We start from the raw sequence: 21,133 nt of genomic DNA, 5'->3' as shown, positions 1-21,133 counted from the left end.
CTGGCTCACTCCCGTTCCCGGTAGATGTGGATGCGCACATCGGTGAACGGCACGGTGATCGGGGCCTTGGGCTTGTGCACGACGACCTCCACGGCGGAGACCACGGCGAATTCCTTGAGGATCGCCGCGGCGGTCTTCTCCGCGAGGGTTTCGATCAGGTCCCACGGGCCGTCCTGGATCTGCGCGACAACAAGTTCGCCCAGTTCCCCGTAGTGCGCGGTGTCGGCGACGTCGTCGCTGGCCGCGGCGGGGCGGATGTCCGTGTGCAGCACGACATCGAGCGTGAACGGCTGGCCGTCGCGCTTCTCGCTTTCGAACACCCCGTGGTGCCCGATCGCGGTGATGCCGGTGAGGGTGATGGTGTCGGTGCGCATGCCGCCGCCCCCTAGAGTGCCGGGACGGTGGCCGCGGACCAGGCGTGGGCCACCTTGACTGCGTCGAGGTTGGAGGCGACGTCGTGCACGCGCACGCCCCAGGCCCCGTTGGCCGCCGCGAGCGCGGTGGTCGCCGTGGTTGCCGCGTCGCGCTCGGCCGGGGCGGCAGCCTTGCCGTCGACCGTCAGCAGCGAGCCCAGGAAACGCTTGCGGCTGGTGCCCACCAGGACGCGGTGGCCCAGATCGCTGAAGCGGTCCAGGGAACGCAGCAGTTCCCAGTTGTGTTCCGCGTCCTTGGCGAAGCCGAGTCCCGGATCCAGGATCAGCTGTTCGGCCTTGACGCCGGCGGCGGTGAACGTCTCGCGCAGGGCGATGAGTTCCTCGATGACCTCCGCGACGACGTCGGTGTAGTTTGCCTCGGTGGTCATCGTGGCGGCATCCCCGCGGCGGTGCATCAGCACGTAGGGGGCGCCGGTCTCGGCGATCAACGCGGGCATGTCCGCCTCGTGGGTCAGGCCCGAGACGTCGTTGATGATGTGCGCGCCCGCGTCAAGCGCGGCGCGTGCGGTGGAGGTGTGCATGGTGTCGACCGAGATGATCGCGCCGGCCTTGGCCAGCGCCGCGATCACCGGGATGATGCGGGCCTGTTCGGTGGCGGGAGACACCGGCTCGGCGCCGGGGCGGGTTGATTCGCCCCCGATGTCGATGATGTCCGCCCCGCCGTAGTACATGCGCAGGCCGTGGGCGATCGCGTCGTCGACCTTGGTGTACTTGCCGCCGTCGGAGAACGAATCCTCGGTGATGTTCAGGATTCCCATGACCAGGGTGCGGTCCGTGGGCAGGTCCGCCAGGGTGCGGGCGGTGATTTTGCGGATGACGGGCAACGGGCTGGTGGCCGGTCCGGTTCCGGGGATCGCTCCAAGTGACAAGGTGACTCCTACTTTCCGAGGATGAGGCTCATGGCTTCCGCGCGGGTCGCCGACTCGCGTAGCTGGCCGCGCACGGCGCTGGTGACGGTTTTGGCGCCGGGCTTGCGGACCCCGCGCATGGACATGCACATGTGTTCGCATTCGACGACGACGATCGCGCCGCGCGGCTCGAGGTGTTCCATCAGGGCGTCGACGATCTGGGTGGTCAGGCGTTCCTGCACCTGCGGGCGGCGTGCAAAGACCTCGACAAGCCTTGCGAGCTTGCTCAGCCCGGTGACCTTGCCTTCCGGCCCCGGGATGTAGCCGATGTGCGCGCTTCCGTGGAACGGGACCAGGTGGTGCTCGCAGGTCGAGTAGAAGGGAATGTCCTTCACCAACACCAGCTCATCGTGCTCGATGTCGAAGGTGGTGCCCAGGTGGTCCGCCGGGTCCTCGTGGAGGCCCGAGAAGAACTCGGAGTAGGCCTTGGCCACCCGCTTGGGGGTGTCCTTCAGCCCGTCGCGATCCGGGTCCTCGCCGATGGCGTGCAGGATTTCCCGCACGGCCTTTTCGATGCGCACCAAATCTACGGCGCCGGGATTCCCGACGTTGGCTTCTTCTAACTGATCGATCTCGTTCACCTTCCCGATAATAGCCGAGTGCGGTTCGGGGGCTATTCCCCGGTCTTCTCGCTTACGGCGGCATCCTGCTGCTGTCCGGCGACTTCCTTGGGGCTGAGCACCGGTCCCTCGGTGTGCACCGGACGGGTGTCCTTGCTCAACCAGACCTCGCGCTCGGGGCGCTTGACGAGGTCGTGGAAGATCTCCTCGATCTCCTTCTGGTTCAGCGTCTCGTGCTCCAGCAGGGCCAGGGCCAGGCGGTCGAGGACGTGGCGGTTCTCGGTCAGCGCGGCGTAGGCCTCGTCGTGTGCGGTGTCGATCAGCGAACGCACTTCCTCGTCGACCACGTTGGCCATGGCGTCGGAGTAGTCGCGGCTGGCGGGCTGGCCGTACATGGAATCCCCGGAGGAGGAACCCAGCTTCACGGCGCCGACGCGCTCGGACATGCCGTAGTCGGTGACCATCTTGCGGGCGGTTGATGTCGCCTTCTCGATGTCGTTCGAGGCACCGGTGGACGGATCGTGGAAGACGATCTCCTCCGCGACGCGGCCGCCCATGGCGTAGGCCATCTGGTCCAGCAGCTCGTTGCGGGTGACCGAGTACTTGTCGTCGTCCGGGACCACCATGGTGTAACCCAGGGCGCGGCCGCGCGGCAGGATGGTGACCTTGGTGACCGGTGCGGTCTGGCGCATGGCGGCCGCGACCAGGGCGTGGCCGCCCTCGTGGTACGCGGTGATCTTGCGTTCGTGTTCCTTCATCAGGCGGCTGCGCTTCTGCGGGCCGGCCATGACGCGGTCGATGGCCTCGTCCAGGGCGCGGTCGTCGATCAGCTGGGCGTTGGAGCGCGCGGTGAGCAGCGCGGCCTCGTTGAGCACGTTGGCCAGGTCGGCGCCGGTGTAGCCCGGCGTCTTCTTCGCCACGGCCTTGAGATCGACGTTGGTCGCCATCGGCTTGCCCTGCGCGTGGACCTTGAGGATCTGCTCGCGGCCGAGCATGTCCGGTGCCTCCACCGGGATCTGGCGGTCGAAGCGGCCCGGGCGCAGCAGCGCCGGGTCAAGCACGTCCGCGCGGTTGGTGGCCGCGATCAGGATGACGTTGCTGGTGGCGTCGAAGCCGTCCATCTCGACGAGCAGCTGGTTGAGCGTCTGTTCGCGCTCGTCGTTGCCGCCGCCGATGCCGGCGCCGCGGTGGCGTCCCACGGCGTCGATCTCGTCGACGAAGATGATGGCCGGGGAGTTCGCCTTGGCCTGTTCGAACAGGTCGCGGACGCGCGAGGCGCCGACGCCGACGAACATCTCAACGAAGTCGGAACCGGAAATGGAGTAGAACGGGACGCCCGCTTCGCCCGCAACGGCCTTGGCCAGCAGGGTCTTGCCGGTGCCCGGAGGGCCGTAGAGCAGTACGCCCTTGGGGATTTTCGCCCCGACGGCCTGGAACTTGCCGGGTTCGCGGAGGAATTCCTTGATTTCGTGGAGTTCTTCCACTGCCTCGTCGGCGCCTGCGACGTCGACGAACGTCACCTGCGGCATGTCCTTGGTGATCAGCTTGGCACGGGACTTGCCGAACTGCATGACCTTGGAGCCGCCGCCCTGGGAGCGGGCGAGGATGAACCAGAAGAGGCCCGCGATCAGGATGAAGGGGATCAGCACACCAAGCATGGACAGGAACCAGTTGTTCTGGAGCGGCTGGTCGGTGTAACCGGTGAGGTTTGCGTTGTTGACGGCGTCGACAACCTGGGTTCCGCGCGGGGAGGAGTAGTAGAACGAGACGTTCTTGCCCTTGTCGACCCCGGCGACGTTCAGGTTTTCCTTCAGCGTCAGATCCACGCGCTGTTCGCCGTCGAAAATCTTCGCCTCGGAGACCTTGTCGTCCTTGAGCAGCTGCATGCCGACGCTCGTGTCAATGCGGCCGTTGTTTCCGTTCAAGAGCGTCGGAAGGAAAATAAGCAGCACTGCGGCGCCCAGAAGCACCCATACGATCCAGCTATTAAAGATCTTTTTCGCGTTCATTGATTGGGGGTCCCGCCCCATCCCTCCTGCTTTCGGACGCATGTTCGCCCGGGCGCCCGGGCGACGCCACTACCTTCTACACGTTAATAAGTAAACGCCTTATTGGGATTCTACGGATGGGCCGCGGGATAAGTTCCCCTTTGGGCGTAAGAAGACCCCTGGCCGTCCCCGCGCGGGCGGGAACGGCCAGGGGCCACTACGTATTCAGTAAATCGAGCAGAACCGGACTTTACGCGTAAACGTGCGGTGCCAGGGTGCCGATGAAGTCCAGGTTGCGGTACTTCTCGTCGAAGTCCAGGCCGTATCCGACCACGAATTCGTTCGGGATTTCCATGCCGACGTACTTCACGTCGATCTCGACCTTTGCGGCTTCCGGCTTGCGCAGGAGGGTGCAGATTTCGACCGAGGCCGGGCCGCGGGACTCGAGGTTCGCCTGCAGCCAGGAAAGGGTCAGGCCGGAGTCGATGATGTCTTCAACGATCAGCACGTGCTTGCCGAGCAGGTCGGTGTCCAGGTCCTTGAGGATGCGGACGACGCCGGAGGACTGGGTGCCCGAGCCGTAGGAGGAAACCGCCATCCAGTCCATGGTGACGTGCGAGTGCAGTGCACGGACGAGGTCGGCCATGACCATGACCGCCCCCTTGAGGACGCCTACAACCAGGATGTCCCGGCCTTCGTAGTCGGCGTCGATCTGAGCTGCAAGCTCTTGGATCTTGGCCTGGATTTCTTCCTTGGTGTAAAGGACATGCGCGAGATCGGCGCTGACGTCTTTCGAATCCACGAGGGCTCCTGGTTCTGGGGTCGGGAATAGACCGGTCGAAGGGTTTTCTACTCAAGAACTAGAGTGCCACAGTCGACGGGCCGGTGGGGAGCGCCGTCGGCTTACTTGCCGCCACTTGGCGGCAGTAGGCGTTCCAATGTGAGGCAATTCTCACCACCTAGCCCGGCGCGGGCACCGCCCGGGTGAATTTCAGCGTAGCCCGCGGCCCCGTCCCGGTGCGGTTGGCCGCAACCCTGACGGCCTGCGCGTGCCCGTCCAGCTGCACCGGACCCGGGGACTTCGACTTGAAGACCAGCGCCTGCAACGCGGCGACCCGCTCGAAATCCGGGGCCGGCGCGCCGAGCCCCTGGACGGCCAGCCGCAGCACCCGCGAGCGCAGGGCGTCGGGCAGTTCCCGCAGCGCGGGCAGGTCCAGCGCCACGGTGCCGGGGCCGGAGGCAGTCCGCACCGCCTCGAGCTCCCTCCCCGCCAGGAAATCCAGGTACTCGGCGTCCTGCCGCGCCAGGGTTGCCGTGCGGGACAGGGATTCCGTGATGCTGGCGCCAAGCACCTCGCCCAGGACCGGCATCAGCCGGTGCCGGACCTGGTTGCGCAGGTATTTCGGGTCGGAATTCGTCGGGTCCGTCCAGAAGGCCAGGGACTCGTGGGCGCAGATTTCCTCCATGGCCGCCCGGCCCAGGCCCAGCAGGGGGCGCAGGTACGGGCCGCGCACCGCAGGCATTCCGGCCAGCGACAGCGTCCCCGAGCCGCGGCCCAGGCCGAGCAGCACCTGTTCGGCCTGGTCGTCAAGGGTGTGCCCCAGCAGGATCCGGGTGGCTCCGGTGGTTTCCAGCGCCTGCTCGTAGGCCGCATAGCGGGCAGCCCGGGCAGCCTGTTCGCTGTCCCCCGCCACGTCGACCGGCAGCACCAACACCGGCTCCAGCCCGAGTTCCCGGCATTGCTCCGCCGCCCGGGCAGCCACGGCATCGCTGCCGTCCTGCATCCGGTGGTCCACGACGACGGCCCCGACGCGCAATTCGCCCTTCCGGTTCAGGAAAGCTGCGGCGGCGGCCAGTGCAAGCGAATCGGCGCCGCCGCTGCAGGCGACCAGGACAAAGTCCCCGGGCTCGGTGGCGGCGCGGATGGCCGTGCGAGCCGTCGCCAGGGCGCGGGGAAGGTTTCCTCCCATTGCCGCCCCTAGGCGGCGTCGGCGGCGCTGATCCGTGCCGCCCATTGCTCGGGGTTGTGCAGTTCGGTTTCCGTGGGAAGGTTTTCCGCACGTTCCCAGACCTTGTTGAAGGTTTCCATACCGAGAAGGGCAACGGCCTTGGTCACGAAGCGTTGTCCGTCGGCGTACTGGCGCATCTTTGCGTCCATGCCCAGCAATTTGCGGATCCACTTTTCGACGGGGCCGCGGTTCTTGCCGCGCCCGCCGAAGCGTTGGCGGATGGTCTTGACGGTCGGGACGATGCTTGAATCCACGGCGTCCATCACCACGTTTGCGTGCCCCTCGAGCAGCGACATCACGGCCGTGACGTGGGACAGGATTTCCTTTTGTTCGCTGGTCTGCAGGGCGGAGAGCAGGCCGAGGGAGGATTCCGCCCCATCCGGTGATGCTCCCCGGACCTCGGTTTTCGGGGCGCCGCCGACCAGGGAGCCCGCGGCCGCCTTGATCCGCTCGCCCAGGGCATCGGGTTCGGCCAGCAGCGATTCGAGCAGCTGGGAAATCTTTCCGCGCAGGTGCTCGCGCAGCCAGGGGGCTGCCGCGAACTGCACGCGGTGGGTTTGTTCGTGCAGGGCCACCCAGAGCCGGAAGTCGTCGGTGTCGACCTTCAACTCGCGTTCGATGGCAACGATGTTCGGGGCCACCAGGACCAGCCTGCCGCCCGGAGGAACGTCCCGGCGCAGCATTCCCGCAAAGGGGTCGTACTGGCCAAGCACCTTCGAGGAGAGGAATGCCAGGATGGCTCCCATTTCCACGCCGGTTGCCGTGGAGGAAAGGATTTGGGTGGTTTCGCCGATCTTTGCGCCGCGGCTCTGCGCGAGCGAATTCATGGCCGGATCCAGCAGCGCCTCGAAGCTTTGCACGTTTGCACGGGCCCAGCCCGGGCGGTCCACGATCAGCACGTGGGAATCGCGCAGGTCCCGGGCCGCGTCGAGCCCGGTGATCCGGTGGACGTGGTCGACGGCCGCATCGGCCTTGAGTCGCAGGTCCGCAACGACCTCGGCGATTTCCGCGCCGCTGAGCTTTGGCCCGGCGCCGACCAGCGTTGCCGCGGTGTTGGCCGCGAGCTCCCAATTGATCAGCCGGAAGTCGGTGGTATCCATGCATCCCATCCCATCACGATTAGCCGCGGACGGGGCGGATTGCGCGTCAAGCAAAATATGCAGTGCGCGCAATGCGTTCGGTTCAGCGGCAGCCGCATCCGGTCAGGTAGGTTGCGGCGGCATCAAGGGTGTCCTTGTGCGGAGCCAGTTCGCCGTTGTGCGAGTGGACCATGAAGGAGAATGCCAGCGCCCGGCCGTCCTTGGTGACCGTGATGCCGGTGAGGCTCGAGACATCGACCAGCGAACCGGTCTTGGCCCGGACGATGCCGCGCGTGTTTGCGGCGTTCAGCCTGGCGCCCAGCGTTCCCGTGGCGCCGGCGAGGGGCAATTGGTAGCTGAGGTCGCGCAACGAGGCGTGGTTGGAGGTGGCGGCGAATTTCAGTGCGTCGGCCAGGGTCTGCGGGGAGACCCTGTTGCCGTCGGCCAGCCCCGAGGTGTCGATGAGTTCCAGGGCCTCGGAGTGGATGCCGAGCTCGGCGATCTTTTCCTTCACCGCTTGTGCGCCGTGCTGGTAGTCCCCGGGGGATCCCTGCGCGATGGCGGTGAGCCGGCCCAGCGTTTCGGCAACGTAGTTGTCGGAGACCTCGAGCATGAACCGGATCTGTTCGCCCAGCGGCGCCGAGGCAACGCTTGCCAATTCGGTGGCGCCTTCCCCGGCCTGGCCGCGGGCGATGTCCGCGGCCAGGCGCGGGGCGTCGGCACCGTTGCCCAGTGCCGTGCGCAGCGATTTCGCGAAGGAGGTTGCGGCGGCCATCGCCGGGTCCTTGACCCGGGGGGCCTTGGGACCGGCGTCGGCACGGGCCCCGTACAGCGCCAGGGGTGCAACGACTGAAATGTTGTTGGTGGTCACCAGGGAGTTGTCCCATGCCGGGTTCAAGCCCGGGCCAGTGAAGAGCGAATCGTCGAGTTCAAGTGACAGGTCCGGCCCCAGCCGGCCGGCTGCCTGCTCCTTGAGGATTTCCTTGGCGGCCTGCGCGGCAAGGGTTTCCAACCCGGCGCGGCCACTGACCGCGGTCGAGTCCTTGCCGGAGCCAAGCAGGACGTCTCCCCCGCCGACCAGCACCAGGGTCTGCGGGTCCTTCAGCAGCACCTTGGTGGTGAAACGGTGGTCCTCGCCCAGCACGTCGGTTGCCGCGATGGCGGTGAGGACCTTCAGGCTCGAGGCCGGGATGCCCGCCTGGGCGCCGGAACGTGAATAAACCTCCGCGCCCGTTGCGATGTCGATGACGCTGCCTGAAACGGTGCTGTCCGGTTCGACGGAGGAGAGGATCTTGTCCAGTCCGGCCCCCAGCACGCCGGTTTCCGGTTGCGGCGCCCCCGGGTCAAGCGGTGGCAGCGCCGTGGGGCGTGCCTGGGAAACCACGGGCGGGACCGCCGCCGGTTCGACGGCCTTGGGCGTGCCCGTGCCTGCCACGACGGGGACCAGGAACAATGCCGCCAGCCCGAGGGCAACACCTATTGCCAGCACCAGTAGCCAGGTGCCCCACCGCGGGCGTGCGCGCTTCATTACAAAATCCCCGAAATCGTCGTAGTCCGTGTGCGCCATATACCCTTAAGCGCAGCACCCATAAGACTAGACGGCAATCGGATGCGCCCGCGTCCGCACGTGCCCCTGGTCACGAGAGTCGAGGAGACTTTTTATGAGCCACGACGTCACCATCGAGATCCCTGCCGGATCCCGCGTGAAGTACGAGATCGACCACGAGACCCACCGCCTGCGTCTGGATCGCGTGCTGTTCACCTCCATGCAGTACCCGACCCACTACGGTTTCTTCGATGACACCCTGGGCGAAGACGGCGATCCGCTGGACGCCCTGGTCTTCATCCCGGGCGTCGACCTGTACCCGGGCGTTGTCGTTGAATCCCGCCCGATCGCCGTGTTCAACATGACCGACGACGGCGGCGGAGATGCCAAGCTCGTGTGCGTTCCTGCCGACAAGCGCTTCGACCACATCCAGGAGTTCGAGGACCTCGACGAGTGGCTCGTCAAGGAAATCGAGCACTTCTTCACCCGTTACAAGGACCTGGAGCCGGGCAAGTGGGTCAAGGCAGAGGGTTGGCTGGGCCGCGCCGAAGCCGAAGCCGAGCTCGAGCGTTCGATCGAGCGTTTCAAGGCCCAGGCCTAAGGATTTTCCGGCAGCCTGCTGCCATTGATCGGGGGTTGTTTTCCGTCCGCACACGCGGGCGGAAACCAACCCCCGATTTGTCTTTAAGCCGAGGCTCGCCGACGGCATTCGCGGTGAGCCGGCGCTAGGCGACGGCCTTCCATGCGTCGGCCAGCAGCGGCATGGCCACCTCGAGTTCCGAGCGATCCAACGCGTACGGCACGCGCAGCCAGCGGTCCAACCCGTGGTCGTTGACGGCGAAGACCGAGCCGGGAGTCAGGGCCAACCCGGATTTCTTGGCCTGCGCCGCAAGCGCCATGGAGCGCGGGGCCGGCAGGTTGCACCACAGCGACATGCCGCCGGGCGGTTTCCGGATTTTCCATTCGGGCACCAGTTCGGCAAGACCCGCATGCAGCCAGTCGCGGTTTTCGCGCAGCCTGGTGCGTGTCGAATCGTCGACCCCGGCGCGTTCGGTGATGAGCAGGCTGAGCACGATTTGTTCCAGGACCGGGGCCCCGAGGTCCATGGTCGCCCGGCCCTGGTGGATGGCGCCGACCAGGGCGTGGGGCGCCCTGATCCAGCCAAGCCGCAGCCCTCCCCAGTAGGTTTTGCTGGCGCTTCCCACGGTGATGAGGTTGTTCGAGTACTTGGCCATGGGCGACACGTCGGGCCTGGCATCCAGCCACAGTTCTGCGTTGGTTTCATCGACGATGCCGTGCACCCCGGACCTGTCGAGGGCCCGGGCCCAGCGTTCCCTGCCCTCGTCGCCAAGAAGCGTGCCCGTGGGGTTGTGGAAGTCGGGCAGGCACAGCATGGCGCTGAATCCGCCGCGCTCCAGTGCCGTTTCGATGCCCGAAACATCGCTTCCCTCGGGCCCGATGGGTAGCGCCGTCAACCTGGCGCCGTGCTGGCGCAGCGATGACACCGAATTGGGGTAGCTGGGGCTTTCGGCTAGCACCCTGGCCCCGGGCCCAAGGACGGCACGGGCAATGCTTGCCACGCCCGAAAGCGCCCCAGCCGTGACGATGATTTGATCGGGACTCGTGGGCAGCCCGCGGCGGGCGTAGTCCGCGGCAATTGCCTCGCGCAGCACGGGCAGCCCCAGCGGGTAGTAGCCCATGCCTCCGATGTAGCCGGGAAGGTGGTCGAGGGCGCGTTCGTAGTATCCGGCAAGACCGGTCGGAGCGGTCGGAGCCCCGCAGGTCAGGTCGATGCCGCCAGGTGCCCCGAGTTCCGGGGAACCGGGGGTCAGCGGTTCAAAGCCTCCCCCAACGTTGCCGCCGGGAATCGTGATCTGCGTTCCGGAGCCTTGGCGCGCCTCGGCAAAACCGCGTTCGCGCAGTTCCTGGTAGGCGCGCGTGACGGTGGTCCGGCTCAGGCCAAGGGCGCCCACCAGCTCGCGCTCGCTGGGCAGCATGGTTCCGTGCAGCACCCGCCCGTTGGTGACAAGCTGGCGGATTCCCTCCGAAAGCCAGGAGTAGGCGGGTTGCTCGCCGTGGCGTTCCCCGAGCATGCTGCTGAGGCGGCGCGCCGGCAATTGGCGCTGGGTCATACTCATGGGTCCAGTTTCCATCAATTGGCACTTTTTTCCAATGCCACTTTGGGTGAAGCTTGATACATGAAGAAACGCTCCACCCCAGAACTGGCCCGACTCGCACCTCTTGAACAACTCCGAGCCGGGCGTTTGCCGTACCGCATCATCCAACTTTTCGTCGGGCTCACGCTCTTCGGTCTCGCCATGGCAGGTTTCGTCCGCGCCGGGTTGGGGCTGGCCCCGTGGGACGTACTGCATTACGGCGTCAAGCTGCACACCGGACTGAGCCTGGGAACCGTGGTGATCATCTTCGGCTTCATCGTGCTGCTGCTCTGGATTCCGCTGAAGCAAATGCCGGGGTTGGGAACCATCGCGAATGTCCTGTGGCTCGGCATTGCCGCGGACATCGGCCTCGCCGTCATTCCGCAGGCCGAGGGCCTGCCCGCACAGATCGCCCTTTTCGTTGGCGCGCTGCTGGTCAACGGGCTGGGCGGCGGCCTCTACATCGGCAGCCAATTGGGCCCAGGCCCGCGTGACGGATTGATGACGGGCCTACATGCCCGAACGGGAATAAGCCTTCGCCTGGCGCGCACCGGTGTCGAGGTCCTGGTGCTGGCCATCGGCTGGCTCCTCGGGGGAATCGTTGGATTCGGCACCATTCTCTATGCCGTATCCATTGGCCCCGTGACGCAGTTCTTCCTGCGCTACTGCATCGTCGGGCTTCCACAGAAGGCCACTGTCGATCCGGTGCAGGCGGAAGCTCCGCGGATCTAGCCGCCGACTTCGGGCCGCACCCACCCCAGGGTCGGGCGCGGCTCGAAGGGCCGCTCCCAAAGCCCTGCATAATTGGGGGTGTGTACGTAGTGACCCTAAAACAACGTGATCGCCGTGAAACCGGGGACCTTGGCGACGAATTGCTCCGGGCCCTGTCCGACATTCCGGCACCCACGCCCTTCCAGCGTTCGGGACCATCGCTCATCCTGGGCTCCCCCGAGACCGCCGAACACGCGGTGAGCGCGGTGCTTCACGCCCTGCGCCAACGCCACTGGGTGGTGGGCCTGGGAGTGGGAAGCCTCTATGAACCCGTTCCCCGCGATGCCCAATACCTCCAGGGGTCCGCGCTCGGCCATGCCCAAACGGCTGTTGACCGGGCGGAGCACACGGGCGACCGCGTTCCACTGAGCGTCGTGGGCCCGGACATGCAGCTGGCCGGAGAGGCCGAGGCGGTGTTGCGCCTGCTGGGCCAAATCGTTGCCACGCGCAGCAGTGCCGAGTGGGCGGTGCTGGACCTGCTGACCCCCGGTGTGCGCGGCCAGCAAAAGCACGTTGCGGCCGAACTCGGCATCAGCGCGCAGGCCGTTTCCAAGGCGGTTGTGCGATCTGCTTGGGTCGAGGAGTGGGCGGCGCGGCCCGCCGCGGCACGGCTCCTGAAATGGATCGATGCCCCCGGAGCGGTTCCGGGGATCTAGCCCGGCGCAATTCCGCTTTCTCCGTTGTTGACCTGTGATTTTCGGACGTAGGATCGTCTTATCGAAATCAAGATAGACCAGAGGGCCAAGTGATTCCCGCGGCTCCCGGTCATTGCATCAGGAGCGCACAATGGTCCCCGACATCAATTGGCTCGCAGTGGTTGTTGCCACCATTTCCACCATGGTGGTTGGCTCGATTTGGTACACCCCGAAGGTCTTCGGGAACTACTGGATGCGCGTGGCCAAGGTGACCCCCGGCGCCACGAAGAGTGCGGTTGTCCCGATCCTGATCACCCTGGTGGTGAGCTTCATCAGCGCCTGGGTCCTGGCCGGGGCGACGTACCTGTCGTTCCAGTTCTACGGCGGATCATTCCTCGCCAACGCGATGCTGACCGCGCTGATCCTCTGGGGCGGCTTCACCGCCGCGCGGTTCATCACCCACGACGCCTTTGAGGGGCGCCCCGTCGGGTTGACCGTCCTGAACTGCGTCCACGAACTTGTGACGTTCCTGGTCATGGCCCTGATCATCGGGCTCTTCGGCATCTAGCCCGCCGCACCGCGACGGCGGTGCGCTACTTGGCCGGGCTCTGGCTCGGCAACGGCGTCTGGACGAATTCAAGCCACCCGATCGTGTATTTTCCGCCGCGCTCGAAGACGTCGAACGGCTTGCCCTCGGGATGGCTCGGGGTGGTCAGCACCAGCTGCGACCATCCGCCGAGGGTCGAATCCTGGACGGGCTCCACGGTGTATCCGGCGTCCACGCCGAGGTCCCCCAGCTCGGCGGCCAGGCGCCCGAACTGCGCCCCCACGGTGTCGGTGCCTCCGATGGTGGTGACCCGGCAAACCTCGATCTGATCGCCGGCAAGCGTCGATTCAATCAGGTGGTCCATGGCTGCGGTGGCGCTCGCTTCCCCCGTGTTGCAGACGCTGTCCGGGGATGCGCAACCGGTCAGCAATGCCCCGGCGCTCAGCAGGGACAGGGCGAGGACTCCGGCGCGTTTCATGGGTTTAAGCATAGCCAGAGAAACACGCCCCGCCCGTTTCGACTGGTCAGCACTCACTATTCGCGCTCTTGCCACAAGCCCGACCAATAGGCTTTCGAATGGATTAAATACCGGCCCGGCACCCGCGGGCAAACAGGAAGGCCAGCCGCCGGCATGTGCTCGGTGGCTGGCCTTCCTTCCGTCCTAGGACTCGGCGTTCTCCAGCAGGCCCCAGAGGACCGTTGCCAGCCCGTCCTGGTCCACGCCGTCGGTGACTTCGTCGGCCGATTCCTTGACCTCGTCGGGAGCCTGGCCCATGGCCACCCCTCGGCTGGCCCATGTGAGCATCTCGATGTCGTTGCGTCCATCGCCCACGGCGACGGTCTGTTCGATGTCGTAGCGGAGCCTCTCGCGAAGGACCTCGAGCCCGCTGGCCTTGGTGACGCCCTCGGCGGCGATGTCCAGCCATGCCGTCCAGCCCACCGAATAGGTGACGCCGGCAAGCCCCATCACGCTGACCGCCTCGCCGAATTCCTCGGCGGTGGCGTCGGTCGAGAAGACAACCAGGCGCACCGCGGTCGCCTCGAGCATTTCGTCCAGGGTCACGGGGTTTGCCACGACGCCGAAGCTGGCATCCTGGAAGCGTTCGGTGGAGAGGAACCTGCCCTGATCGTCCTCCAGCGCATACTTGGCCGTGGGCAGGGATTCGCGCAGGGCGTGCAATGCGGGGGCGGGGTCGAAGGTCTTGCGCTCGACGACCTCGTAGCCCTCCTCCAGGCCTGCATCGAGGCGCACGGTCACGCCGCCGTTGCAGCACACCGCGTAGCCGTTCTCGATGCCGAGCATGCGGATCACCGGCAGGGTCGCCCCGAGGGAACGCCCCGTCGAAATGACCACCTCGTGTCCGGCCGCAACGATGGCGCGGGCGGAATCCTTCACGGCCCGGCTCATCGCCCCGTCGTGGTTCACCAGGGTGCCGTCCACGTCAAGGCAGATCATGTACTTTTGGGTTGCTTCTGACCGGTCTTCGATGCCGGTTCTTGTCATCACTGTCATTTATCCAGTGAAGCATCAAAAGCGAATTTTCGTCATGAGCTGGCGCACATCCTGGATGAAATCCTCATGAATCCGCGGTTAAAAGCACAAGGCGCCGCACTCCCGGACGGTGCCTTCGGGCTCGCCCCGCGGGGAGCGTGAACCGAAGGCGTGGACCTGGGTGCGGCGCCTCGCGGGCACCAAACCTCTGGCGGCTGGCCTTAGACGAGCGGCATGACTTCCATGCCGCCCAGGTACGGACGCAGTGCAACCGGCACGTTGACCGTGCCGTCGGCGTTCTGGTGGTGTTCCAGGATCGCGACGATCCAGCGCGTGGTCGCCAGGGTGCCGTTCAGCGTTGCCACCGAACGGGTCTTGCCAGGCTTGCCGTCGGCGCCGATTTCGCGTTCGCGGATGTTCAGGCGGCGTGCCTGGAAGGTGGTGCAGTTGGAGGTGGAGGTCAGTTCGCGGTACGCGTCCTGGGTCGGGACCCAGGCTTCGCAGTCGAACTTGCGCGCTGCGCTCATGCCCAGGTCGCCGGCCGCGGTGTCGATGACACGGTAGGGCAGTTCGACCTTGGCCAGCATTTCCTCTTCCCAGGCCAGCAGCTTGGCGTGCTCGGCGGCCGCGTCCTCGGGGGAGCAGTAGACGAACATTTCCAGCTTGTTGAACTGGTGCACGCGGATGATGCCGCGGGTGTCCTTGCCCGCGGAACCGGCCTCGCGGCGGTAGCAGGAGGACCAGCCGGCGTAGCGGGTGGGGCCGTCGCTCAGGTCTAGGATCTCGTTGGCGTGGTACCCGGCGAGGGCCACCTCGGAGGTGCCGACCAGGTACATGTCGTCGCGCTCGAGCTTGTAGATCTCGTCGTCGTGCTCGACGTCGAAGCCGGTGCCCTGCATGGTCTCCGGGCGAACCAGGGTGGGGGTGATCATCGGGATGAACCCGTTCTGCACCGCCTGGTCCAGGGCCATGTTCATGAGCGCGATTTCAAGGCGTGCGCCGATTCCCTTGAGGAAGTAGAAGCGCGAGCCCGAGACCTTGGCGCCGCGTTCCATGTCGATGGCGCCGAGCAGCTCGCCCAGCTCGAGGTGGTCGCGGGGTTCGAAGCCGTCGGCTGAGAAGTCCCGCGGGGTGCCCACGTGCTTGACGACCGTGAAGTCGTCCTCGCCGCCGGCCGGAACGCCGTCCTGGATGAGGTTCGGGATTGAACGCTGCAGGGCGGTGTAGGCGGCTGTCGCTTCGTCGGAGGCGGCTTGGGCCGCCTTGACGTTCTGGGACAATTCCTTGACCTCGGCGAGCAGGGCCTGCTTTTCCTCGCCCTTGGCCGCACCGACCTTCTTGCTGAAGGCATTCTGCTGGGCTCGGAGCGCCTCAAAGGATGCGATCGACTCCCGGCGCCGGATGTCGGCGTCCAAAATCGCATCAATCAGGGACTCATCCGCCCCACGGGCACGCTGCGAGGCACGGAAGGTATCTGGATTTTCACTGAGTAGTTTTACGTCGATCACGACCTAAGCCTAGCAATCCCGGTTAGGCTGAGTGCACTATGCAACGCAATCGACTAATTGCCCTCGCTGCGGCTGGCGCCGCGGGCGTCGCCTCGACGCTGAGCTGGCTCTCCGTGCGTAGGCTCGTTGACCGCAACAAGCCCCAGGTCCTGACGCCGAAGGTAGGCATCACGACGTCCGCCCGCAAGATTGCGCTGGTCATCAATCCGACCAAGTCCGGCACGGCCCAAGCGGTCTCCGCCGTTGAACATGTGTGTGCCGAAGCCGGGCTCGCCGCGCCGCTGGTCTTTGAATCCGAACCCGACGACCCCGGACAAGGGGCCGCACGCCGGGCGCTGGACGCCGGATGCGACGTGGTCATCGCGGCGGGCGGCGACGGGACGGTGCGTGCCGTGGCAGAGGTCCTCCGGGACACCGAGGCGAGCCTGGGACTCATTCCACTGGGCACGGGCAACCTGCTGGCCAGGAACGTGGAGGTTCCGCTCGACGACATTGCCACGGCGGCCTTCGGTGCCGTCCGCGGCCCCCTGCGCACCATCGACACCGGCAGCATCAGGCTTGAACACATCGACGGCTCCGAAAGCGAACACGCGTTCCTTGTCATCGCCGGCGTCGGCACCGACGCTGACATCATGGACGACACCAACGAGGATCTCAAGGCCAAGGTGGGCTGGCTCGCGTATTCGGAGGCGGGATTCCGGCATCTTCCGGGCAAACGCAAGAAGATCTCGGTCGCCCTCGATGGCGGAAGTGAGCAAACACGTAGCGTGCGTTCGGTCCTCTTTGCCAACTGCGGCAAATTGCAGGGCCTGGACCTGGTCCCCGAGGCGAGGATCGACGACGGGGTCTTGGACATGGTGGTACTCAGCCCACGCAGCGCCGCCGGGTGGGGCTGGATCTTCCTGAAAACCGCATTCAAGGCCCGCGGCGCGATTCCCGTAATGGGCTTCTACCCGACGGCGTCCCTGTCGCTGCGCTGCCACGAACCGATGAACACGCAGATCGACGGGGATGCGACGGGATTGGTGAACGGGCTCCACGTAGACGTGAAGCCCGCTTCACTCAAGATCCGCCTGGCCTAGCCAAGCAGCCGTGCGCGGAGTCCGCCAACCCAGCTTTGGGCCCGGTCGAAGGCCTCGTCCGAGTTGTGCGCGTCCACCGATGAGGAAAGCCCCGCGGCGGCCGGGTACGAGCCGAGGAAGCGCAGGTCCGGGCACACCCGGTGCAGGCCGGTGAGCGCATCGGCGACCCGCGCCTGGGCCACGTGCCCGTCCACGTCCACCGAGAAGAAGTAGCGGCCCATGCCCTCGCCGGTAGGGCGCGATTCGATGCGGCTGAGGTTCACGCCGCGGACCACGAACTGCTCGAGGATCTCCATCAGCGCGCCGGGCCGGTCCTCCGCCAGCGGCAGGATCACGGTGCTCTTGTCGATGCCCGTCGGCGCCGGGATCGGACCCGGCCGGGTGACAAGGATGAAGCGGGTGACCGCGCCCTTGTAGTCCTCGATTTCCTCGCGAAGCACCTTCAGCCCGCGCTCCTGCGCCACCAGAGGCGAACAGATGGCGGCATCGTGGTTCGATTCGCCGTCCAGCAGGGCGATCGCGCCGGCAGCGGTCGAGGATGCCGGAATGAATTCCGCTTGCGGAATGTTCGATTCGACCCAGCCGCGGCACTGGGCCCAGGCGTGACCGTGGGTTGAAATGGTCCGGATCTGCTCCAGCGAATCAATGTTTTCGCGCACCGCCAGCACGAAGGTGATCGGGACCAGCGCCTCGGCCACGATCTGCAGCGCGTCGCCCCTCGCGATGGCGTCGAGGGTTGTCGAGACGCCGCCCTCCACCGAGTTTTCGATGGGAACCATGGCGGCATCGGCGGCGCCCGAACGGACCTTGTCCAGCGCCGCGTTGACGTTCGCCGCAGGGATGCGTTCGGAGGTGCGTGCGTCGGGGACCTGCAGCAGCGCCGCTTCGGTGAAGGTCCCTGCCGGGCCCAAGTAGGTGTAGATCATCGAACCGTTGGCTCCTGACCGTTCTCGCTCTGCAACGGCAGGCCGGCCTCAAGCCAGTCCCCCATGCCGCCGGCAACGAACAGGGCCGAGTAGCCCTGGGACACCAGCCATGCCGTGGCCCGGGCCGAGCGGCCGCCGGTCCGGCAAATCACATAGGTGTCCGTGTCCGGGTCGAGCTCCTCGAAGCGCGCGGGCAATTCCCCCAGCGGAATATGCACGGCACCTGCCGCGTGGCCCTCGATCCATTCGTAGTCCTCGCGGACGTCAAGGACAAGCGCTCCGGCTGGCACCTGTTTGACGGAAACGGTTTCAAAATCACTCATGCTTCTCCTTGCGCAGGGTGCATACTTCTTCTCCAATCCAGCCTATCGTTCCCCCGTCCCCTGTTCCCGTTTGCGTCGCACCCGGCAGCCGGCCGCACCCGGTCCGGAATGGTCGTCCTGGCGGCGCGCGCCTCCCCGCGACTCGTACTAGTGTCAATACGTGGGCGCCACAAGGCCCGCAGTGCATCGGCACGCATTCGACCAGCAGCGCCCGACCGGAGGAAACCACCATGAGCGAGATTTCAGGATTCACGGCATTGGAGCTCCGTGACGCGCTGGCGGCCGGGGCACTCTCCGCACGCGAGGTGGCTGAGCATTTCCTGGGGCGCATCGAGGCACTCAACCCGTCGCTGGGTTCGTTCATCACGGTGACGGCGGAACAAGCGATGGACGCGGCCCGGCTCGCGGACGAGGAGTTCGCCGCGAAACGGGCACCGCTGCAGGCGCTGCACGGCATGCCGCTGGCCTACAAGGACCTCCTGGATGTCGCGGGGGTTCCGACCAGCTACGGCACCGCCGCGCTTCCGGCCTTGGCCGCGGAGAAGGACAACGCCCTGGTCGCCACGCTCTCGAGTGCCGGGGCCATTTCGCTGGGAAAGACGCAGGTTCCGGAATTCGGCCTGAGCTGCCACTCCGAAAACGACATCGCCCCGCCCGCGCGCAACCCGCTGAACCCGGCGCTTTCCGCGGGCGGGTCCAGCGGCGGCGAGGCCGCGGCCGTCGCCTCCGGCATGCTGCCGTTCGGCCCCGGCAACGACGGCGGAGGGTCGGTGCGCATTCCCGCGTCCGCCTGCGGGCTGGTCGGGCTCAAGCCGGGCCTCGGCACCATCCCGAGCGACGTGCTGGATGGAACGCTTGATCCCTTTGGCGCTCCCCGGCTCACCGTTTCCGGGCCGTTGGCGCACAACGCCCTTGATGCCGCACTGCTCATGGACGCCATGATCGACCCGTCCCAGGCAACCTTCCTGGACACGCTGCGCTCCGGCGGCATCGACTCCCTGCGCGGGCTGCGCGTCGGGGTCAGCACCGCCAGCCCGTTCGCCTCGGCCTACCCGATTTCGCTGTCCCCCGAGGCGCACGCCGCCCTGAACAAGGCCATCGAGATCCTGAACCGGCGCGCGCACCACGTCGAGGAGGCTGAGATCTACTACGACGCCATGTATCCCGAGACCTTCTCCACCGTGTGGACCTCCGGATTGGCATCGGCGCCGTTGCCGCCGGGCAGCGAGGAAAAACTGGGAACGCTGGCGCGCTCCTTCCGCGAGCGGGCCACCGCACGCGAGGTCGCGGTCTCCCTGGCCGCCGCCGCCAAGCTCACCGAAATCGCCGCGGACTTCCGCACGCAGTGGGGCCGCTACGACGTGGTGCTCACCCCGGCCATGGCGCACACTCCCCCGGAAATCGGCTACTACACCTCGCAGGACGCCGACACCGACTACATGCGCCAGTGCCAGTACACGCCGTTCACCTCCATGGTGAACGTCTCGGGTTTGCCTGCCGTCACGGTTCCCACGCTGACGACTGCCGACGGCCTGTCCATGGGCGTGCAGATTATCGGCCGGGCGGGGTCGGAAATCCAGCTTTTGGCCCTCGCGGCGCAACTTTCCGAAATGTGAGATTGGTCAACAAAGTGGGCATGACGCGCCTCACAGGCGAAAAATTGAATCATGTCTACAACTACGCTGCCTAAGGGCCAGTCCTCGACTGGATTCTTCGGCCACCCCCGCACGCTGGCGAATCTCTTCAGCATCGAGATGTGGGAACGCTTCTCCTTCTACGGCATGCAAGCGATCCTCGCGTACTACATGTACTTCTCGGTTGCAGAAGGCGGACTCGGTCTTCCCAAGGAACTGGCGCTCTCCCTCGTCGGCGCCTACGGCGGCGCCGTCTACCTGAGCACCATCCTCGGCGCCTGGGTCGCAGACCGAATCCTCGGGTCCGAAAAGGTCCTGCTGTACGCGGCATTCATGATCATGGCCGGCCACATCGGCCTCGCCGTGATCCCCGGCGCAGCGGGACTGGCCGTCGGCCTGGTCCTCGTGGCCATCGGCTCCGGCGGCCTGAAGGCCAACGCCACCGCGCTTGTCGGTTCGCTGTACTCCAAGGAAGACACCCGCCGCGATGCAGGCTTCTCCATCTTCTACATGGGCGTCAACATCGGCGGTTTCCTCGGCCCGATCCTGACCGGCTTCCTGCAGAAGTCCTGGGGCTTCCACGTCGGCTTCGCTGCGGCAGCCGTCGGCATGGCCATCGGCGTCGTCATCTACATGATGGGCCGCAAGAACCTGCCGGCCTCGGTCCACCAGGTCATCAACCCGTTGCCGGCCAACGAACGCATGAAGTACGTCTGGATCGTCGCCGCGTTCATCGCGGTCGTCGTGGCGCTCTTCGCGTTGAAGATCGTGACCGTCGAGACCCTCGCCATGACCATCGCCTACGCGGTCATCATTGCCTCGGTCGTCTACTTCACGATCATGCTGCGCTCCAAGCGCATCACGACCACCGAGCGCAAGCACGTGCTGGCCTTCATCCCGCTGTACGTCGCCTCGGCCGCGTTCTGGGCGCTGTTCCAGCAGCAGTTCACGTTCATCGCCGTGTACTCGGAGGAACGCCTGGATCGCACCCTGTTCGGCTGGGAAGTTCCGGCCTCGTGGGTGCAGTCGATCAACCCGGTCTTCATCATCATCCTGGCCGCCGCGTTCGCCGCAATGTGGACCAAGATGGGCACCCGCCAGCCGGGCACCGTCATCAAGTTCGCGCTCTCGCTGTTCATCGTGGGTCTGGCCTTCCTGGCCTTCATCCCGCTTGAGTCCTTCGAGAAGACCCCGCTGATGGCGCTGGTCGGCATCCTGCTGCTCTGCACCCTGGCCGAGCTGCTGCTGAGCCCGATCGGCCAGTCGGTCACCACCAAGCTGGCCCCGGCCGTCTTCGGCACGCAGATGATCGCGCTGTTCTTCCTGTCCATTTCGCTGGGCACCACCCTCGCCGGCATCCTGGCCGGCTTCTACACCGAGGGCAACGAGATCACGTACTTCCTGGCCCTTGGCGGAACCGCGATCGTGCTGGCCTCGGCCCTGGCCATCGGCGCACGTCCGCTCAAGAAGCTGATGGGCGAGGTCCGCTAAACAGCGCACCAAGCTCCAACAAAAAATGGTGGTTTTGCCAAAAG

At 66.2% G+C, this 21,133-nt stretch carries 21 protein-coding genes; 7 read left to right on the top strand and 14 right to left on the bottom strand.

Going from position 1 to position 21,133, the window contains the following annotated elements; translation table 11 throughout:
- Nucleotides 1–5: 5 nt before the first annotated feature.
- The 8 genes from folB to dacB form a co-directional block, all read right to left on the bottom strand.
- Nucleotides 6–374, bottom strand: a complete 369-nt coding sequence (gene folB, locus ACFY5D_RS12060; protein WP_387529716.1) for a dihydroneopterin aldolase — start codon at nucleotides 372–374, stop codon at nucleotides 6–8.
- A gap of 11 nt (nucleotides 375–385) precedes the next feature.
- A complete protein-coding gene (gene folP / locus ACFY5D_RS12055; protein WP_387529714.1) occupies nucleotides 386–1,303 on the bottom strand; it encodes a dihydropteroate synthase in 918 nt (305 codons plus the stop codon).
- Nucleotides 1,304–1,311: 8 nt separating this feature from the next.
- Nucleotides 1,312–1,923: a GTP cyclohydrolase I FolE gene (folE, locus tag ACFY5D_RS12050; protein WP_210001243.1), complete on the bottom strand. Its 612-nt coding sequence runs from the start codon at nucleotides 1,921–1,923 to the stop codon at nucleotides 1,312–1,314.
- 32 nt (nucleotides 1,924–1,955) lie between these two features.
- Complete coding sequence (gene ftsH, locus ACFY5D_RS12045; RefSeq protein ID WP_387529710.1) at nucleotides 1,956–3,911, bottom strand: ATP-dependent zinc metalloprotease FtsH; 1,956 nt, start codon at nucleotides 3,909–3,911, stop codon at nucleotides 1,956–1,958.
- A gap of 229 nt (nucleotides 3,912–4,140) precedes the next feature.
- The gene (gene hpt, locus ACFY5D_RS12040; RefSeq protein WP_387529707.1) at nucleotides 4,141–4,692 is read right to left on the bottom strand and encodes a hypoxanthine phosphoribosyltransferase; all 552 of its coding nucleotides are present in this window, start codon (nucleotides 4,690–4,692) and stop codon (nucleotides 4,141–4,143) included.
- 157 nt (nucleotides 4,693–4,849) lie between these two features.
- Nucleotides 4,850–5,860, bottom strand: coding sequence for a tRNA lysidine(34) synthetase TilS (tilS, locus tag ACFY5D_RS12035; protein WP_387529704.1), 1,011 nt, complete (start codon nucleotides 5,858–5,860; stop codon nucleotides 4,850–4,852).
- 8 nt (nucleotides 5,861–5,868) lie between these two features.
- Nucleotides 5,869–6,999: a zinc-dependent metalloprotease gene (locus ACFY5D_RS12030; RefSeq protein WP_387529701.1), complete on the bottom strand. Its 1,131-nt coding sequence runs from the start codon at nucleotides 6,997–6,999 to the stop codon at nucleotides 5,869–5,871.
- A gap of 82 nt (nucleotides 7,000–7,081) precedes the next feature.
- Nucleotides 7,082–8,506, bottom strand: coding sequence for a D-alanyl-D-alanine carboxypeptidase/D-alanyl-D-alanine-endopeptidase (gene dacB, locus ACFY5D_RS12025; protein ID WP_387529699.1), 1,425 nt, complete (start codon nucleotides 8,504–8,506; stop codon nucleotides 7,082–7,084).
- 133 nt (nucleotides 8,507–8,639) lie between these two features.
- Between dacB and ACFY5D_RS12020 the strand changes: the two genes are divergently transcribed.
- On the top strand, nucleotides 8,640–9,125 hold the full coding sequence (locus tag ACFY5D_RS12020; protein ID WP_387529696.1) for an inorganic diphosphatase: 486 nt from the start codon (nucleotides 8,640–8,642) through the stop codon (nucleotides 9,123–9,125).
- Nucleotides 9,126–9,249: 124 nt separating this feature from the next.
- On the opposite strand, the gene ACFY5D_RS12015 is transcribed toward ACFY5D_RS12020, so the two are convergent.
- Complete coding sequence (locus ACFY5D_RS12015; RefSeq protein WP_387529693.1) at nucleotides 9,250–10,662, bottom strand: PLP-dependent aminotransferase family protein; 1,413 nt, start codon at nucleotides 10,660–10,662, stop codon at nucleotides 9,250–9,252.
- A gap of 60 nt (nucleotides 10,663–10,722) precedes the next feature.
- On the opposite strand from ACFY5D_RS12015, the gene ACFY5D_RS12010 reads away from it, so the two are divergent.
- The 3 genes from ACFY5D_RS12010 to ACFY5D_RS12000 all read left to right on the top strand — a co-directional run bounded on the left by ACFY5D_RS12010 (nucleotide 10,723) and on the right by ACFY5D_RS12000 (nucleotide 12,654).
- A complete protein-coding gene (locus ACFY5D_RS12010; RefSeq protein ID WP_387529690.1) occupies nucleotides 10,723–11,412 on the top strand; it encodes a YitT family protein in 690 nt (229 codons plus the stop codon).
- A gap of 80 nt (nucleotides 11,413–11,492) precedes the next feature.
- Nucleotides 11,493–12,107, top strand: coding sequence for a hypothetical protein (locus tag ACFY5D_RS12005; protein ID WP_387529687.1), 615 nt, complete (start codon nucleotides 11,493–11,495; stop codon nucleotides 12,105–12,107).
- Nucleotides 12,108–12,237: 130 nt separating this feature from the next.
- Nucleotides 12,238–12,654, top strand: a complete 417-nt coding sequence (locus ACFY5D_RS12000) for a DUF1761 domain-containing protein (protein ID WP_387529684.1) — start codon at nucleotides 12,238–12,240, stop codon at nucleotides 12,652–12,654.
- Between the two features lie 25 nt (nucleotides 12,655–12,679).
- Here ACFY5D_RS12000 and ACFY5D_RS11995 read toward each other — a convergent pair whose 3' ends face one another.
- The 3 genes from ACFY5D_RS11995 to serS all read right to left on the bottom strand — a co-directional run bounded on the left by ACFY5D_RS11995 (nucleotide 12,680) and on the right by serS (nucleotide 15,633).
- Nucleotides 12,680–13,111, bottom strand: coding sequence for a hypothetical protein (locus tag ACFY5D_RS11995; RefSeq protein ID WP_387529681.1), 432 nt, complete (start codon nucleotides 13,109–13,111; stop codon nucleotides 12,680–12,682).
- 183 nt (nucleotides 13,112–13,294) lie between these two features.
- A complete protein-coding gene (locus ACFY5D_RS11990; protein ID WP_387529678.1) occupies nucleotides 13,295–14,146 on the bottom strand; it encodes an HAD family hydrolase in 852 nt (283 codons plus the stop codon).
- Between the two features lie 200 nt (nucleotides 14,147–14,346).
- The gene (serS, locus tag ACFY5D_RS11985) at nucleotides 14,347–15,633 is read right to left on the bottom strand and encodes a serine--tRNA ligase (protein WP_387529675.1); all 1,287 of its coding nucleotides are present in this window, start codon (nucleotides 15,631–15,633) and stop codon (nucleotides 14,347–14,349) included.
- A 38-nt stretch (nucleotides 15,634–15,671) separates the two neighbouring features.
- Here serS and ACFY5D_RS11980 point away from each other — a divergent pair, with 38 nt between their 5' ends.
- Nucleotides 15,672–16,715, top strand: a complete 1,044-nt coding sequence (locus ACFY5D_RS11980) for a diacylglycerol/lipid kinase family protein (RefSeq protein ID WP_387529672.1) — start codon at nucleotides 15,672–15,674, stop codon at nucleotides 16,713–16,715.
- Here the strand turns inward: ACFY5D_RS11980 and pheA are convergent.
- A complete protein-coding gene (gene pheA, locus ACFY5D_RS11975) occupies nucleotides 16,712–17,641 on the bottom strand; it encodes a prephenate dehydratase (RefSeq protein WP_387529669.1) in 930 nt (309 codons plus the stop codon). The two genes, ACFY5D_RS11980 and pheA, sit on opposite strands and share 4 nt — an antisense overlap.
- A complete protein-coding gene (locus tag ACFY5D_RS11970) occupies nucleotides 17,638–17,964 on the bottom strand; it encodes a rhodanese-like domain-containing protein (protein WP_387529666.1) in 327 nt (108 codons plus the stop codon). The genes pheA and ACFY5D_RS11970 overlap by 4 nt, the downstream gene beginning before the upstream one ends.
- A 230-nt stretch (nucleotides 17,965–18,194) precedes the next feature.
- On the opposite strand from ACFY5D_RS11970, the gene ACFY5D_RS11965 reads away from it, so the two are divergent.
- Complete coding sequence (locus tag ACFY5D_RS11965; RefSeq protein ID WP_387529663.1) at nucleotides 18,195–19,580, top strand: amidase; 1,386 nt, start codon at nucleotides 18,195–18,197, stop codon at nucleotides 19,578–19,580.
- A 51-nt stretch (nucleotides 19,581–19,631) separates the two neighbouring features.
- Nucleotides 19,632–21,089 carry a peptide MFS transporter gene (locus ACFY5D_RS11960; protein WP_387529660.1) on the top strand — a complete coding sequence of 486 codons (1,458 nt, stop codon included), beginning with the start codon at nucleotides 19,632–19,634 and terminating at the stop codon, nucleotides 21,087–21,089.
- Nucleotides 21,090–21,133 lie beyond the last annotated feature (44 nt).

Source organism: Paeniglutamicibacter sp. NPDC012692, assembly GCF_042901625.1.
Taxonomy (GTDB): domain Bacteria; phylum Actinomycetota; class Actinomycetes; order Actinomycetales; family Micrococcaceae; genus Paeniglutamicibacter.
Note: the sequence above shows the minus strand (reverse complement) of the source record. Positions and strands in the feature narration are given on the sequence as shown.

Excerpts from the sequence above, each read along its gene's own strand:
- folB (WP_387529716.1), bottom strand. The coding sequence starts at position 374 with ATGCGCACCGACACCATCACCCTCACCGGCATCACCGCGATCGGGCAC.
- ftsH (WP_387529710.1), bottom strand. The coding sequence starts at position 3,911 with ATGAACGCGAAAAAGATCTTTAATAGCTGGATCGTATGGGTGCTTCTG.
- tilS (WP_387529704.1), bottom strand. The coding sequence starts at position 5,860 with ATGGGAGGAAACCTTCCCCGCGCCCTGGCGACGGCTCGCACGGCCATC.
- ACFY5D_RS12030 (WP_387529701.1), bottom strand. The coding sequence starts at position 6,999 with ATGGATACCACCGACTTCCGGCTGATCAATTGGGAGCTCGCGGCCAAC.
- dacB (WP_387529699.1), bottom strand. The coding sequence starts at position 8,506 with ATGAAGCGCGCACGCCCGCGGTGGGGCACCTGGCTACTGGTGCTGGCA.
- ACFY5D_RS12020 (WP_387529696.1), top strand. The coding sequence starts at position 8,640 with ATGAGCCACGACGTCACCATCGAGATCCCTGCCGGATCCCGCGTGAAG.
- ACFY5D_RS12015 (WP_387529693.1), bottom strand. The coding sequence starts at position 10,662 with ATGAGTATGACCCAGCGCCAATTGCCGGCGCGCCGCCTCAGCAGCATG.
- ACFY5D_RS12010 (WP_387529690.1), top strand. The coding sequence starts at position 10,723 with ATGAAGAAACGCTCCACCCCAGAACTGGCCCGACTCGCACCTCTTGAA.
- ACFY5D_RS12000 (WP_387529684.1), top strand. The coding sequence starts at position 12,238 with ATGGTCCCCGACATCAATTGGCTCGCAGTGGTTGTTGCCACCATTTCC.
- ACFY5D_RS11995 (WP_387529681.1), bottom strand. The coding sequence starts at position 13,111 with ATGAAACGCGCCGGAGTCCTCGCCCTGTCCCTGCTGAGCGCCGGGGCA.
- ACFY5D_RS11990 (WP_387529678.1), bottom strand. The coding sequence starts at position 14,146 with ATGACAGTGATGACAAGAACCGGCATCGAAGACCGGTCAGAAGCAACC.
- ACFY5D_RS11980 (WP_387529672.1), top strand. The coding sequence starts at position 15,672 with ATGCAACGCAATCGACTAATTGCCCTCGCTGCGGCTGGCGCCGCGGGC.
- pheA (WP_387529669.1), bottom strand. The coding sequence starts at position 17,641 with ATGATCTACACCTACTTGGGCCCGGCAGGGACCTTCACCGAAGCGGCG.
- ACFY5D_RS11970 (WP_387529666.1), bottom strand. The coding sequence starts at position 17,964 with ATGAGTGATTTTGAAACCGTTTCCGTCAAACAGGTGCCAGCCGGAGCG.
- ACFY5D_RS11965 (WP_387529663.1), top strand. The coding sequence starts at position 18,195 with ATGAGCGAGATTTCAGGATTCACGGCATTGGAGCTCCGTGACGCGCTG.
- ACFY5D_RS11960 (WP_387529660.1), top strand. The coding sequence starts at position 19,632 with ATGTCTACAACTACGCTGCCTAAGGGCCAGTCCTCGACTGGATTCTTC.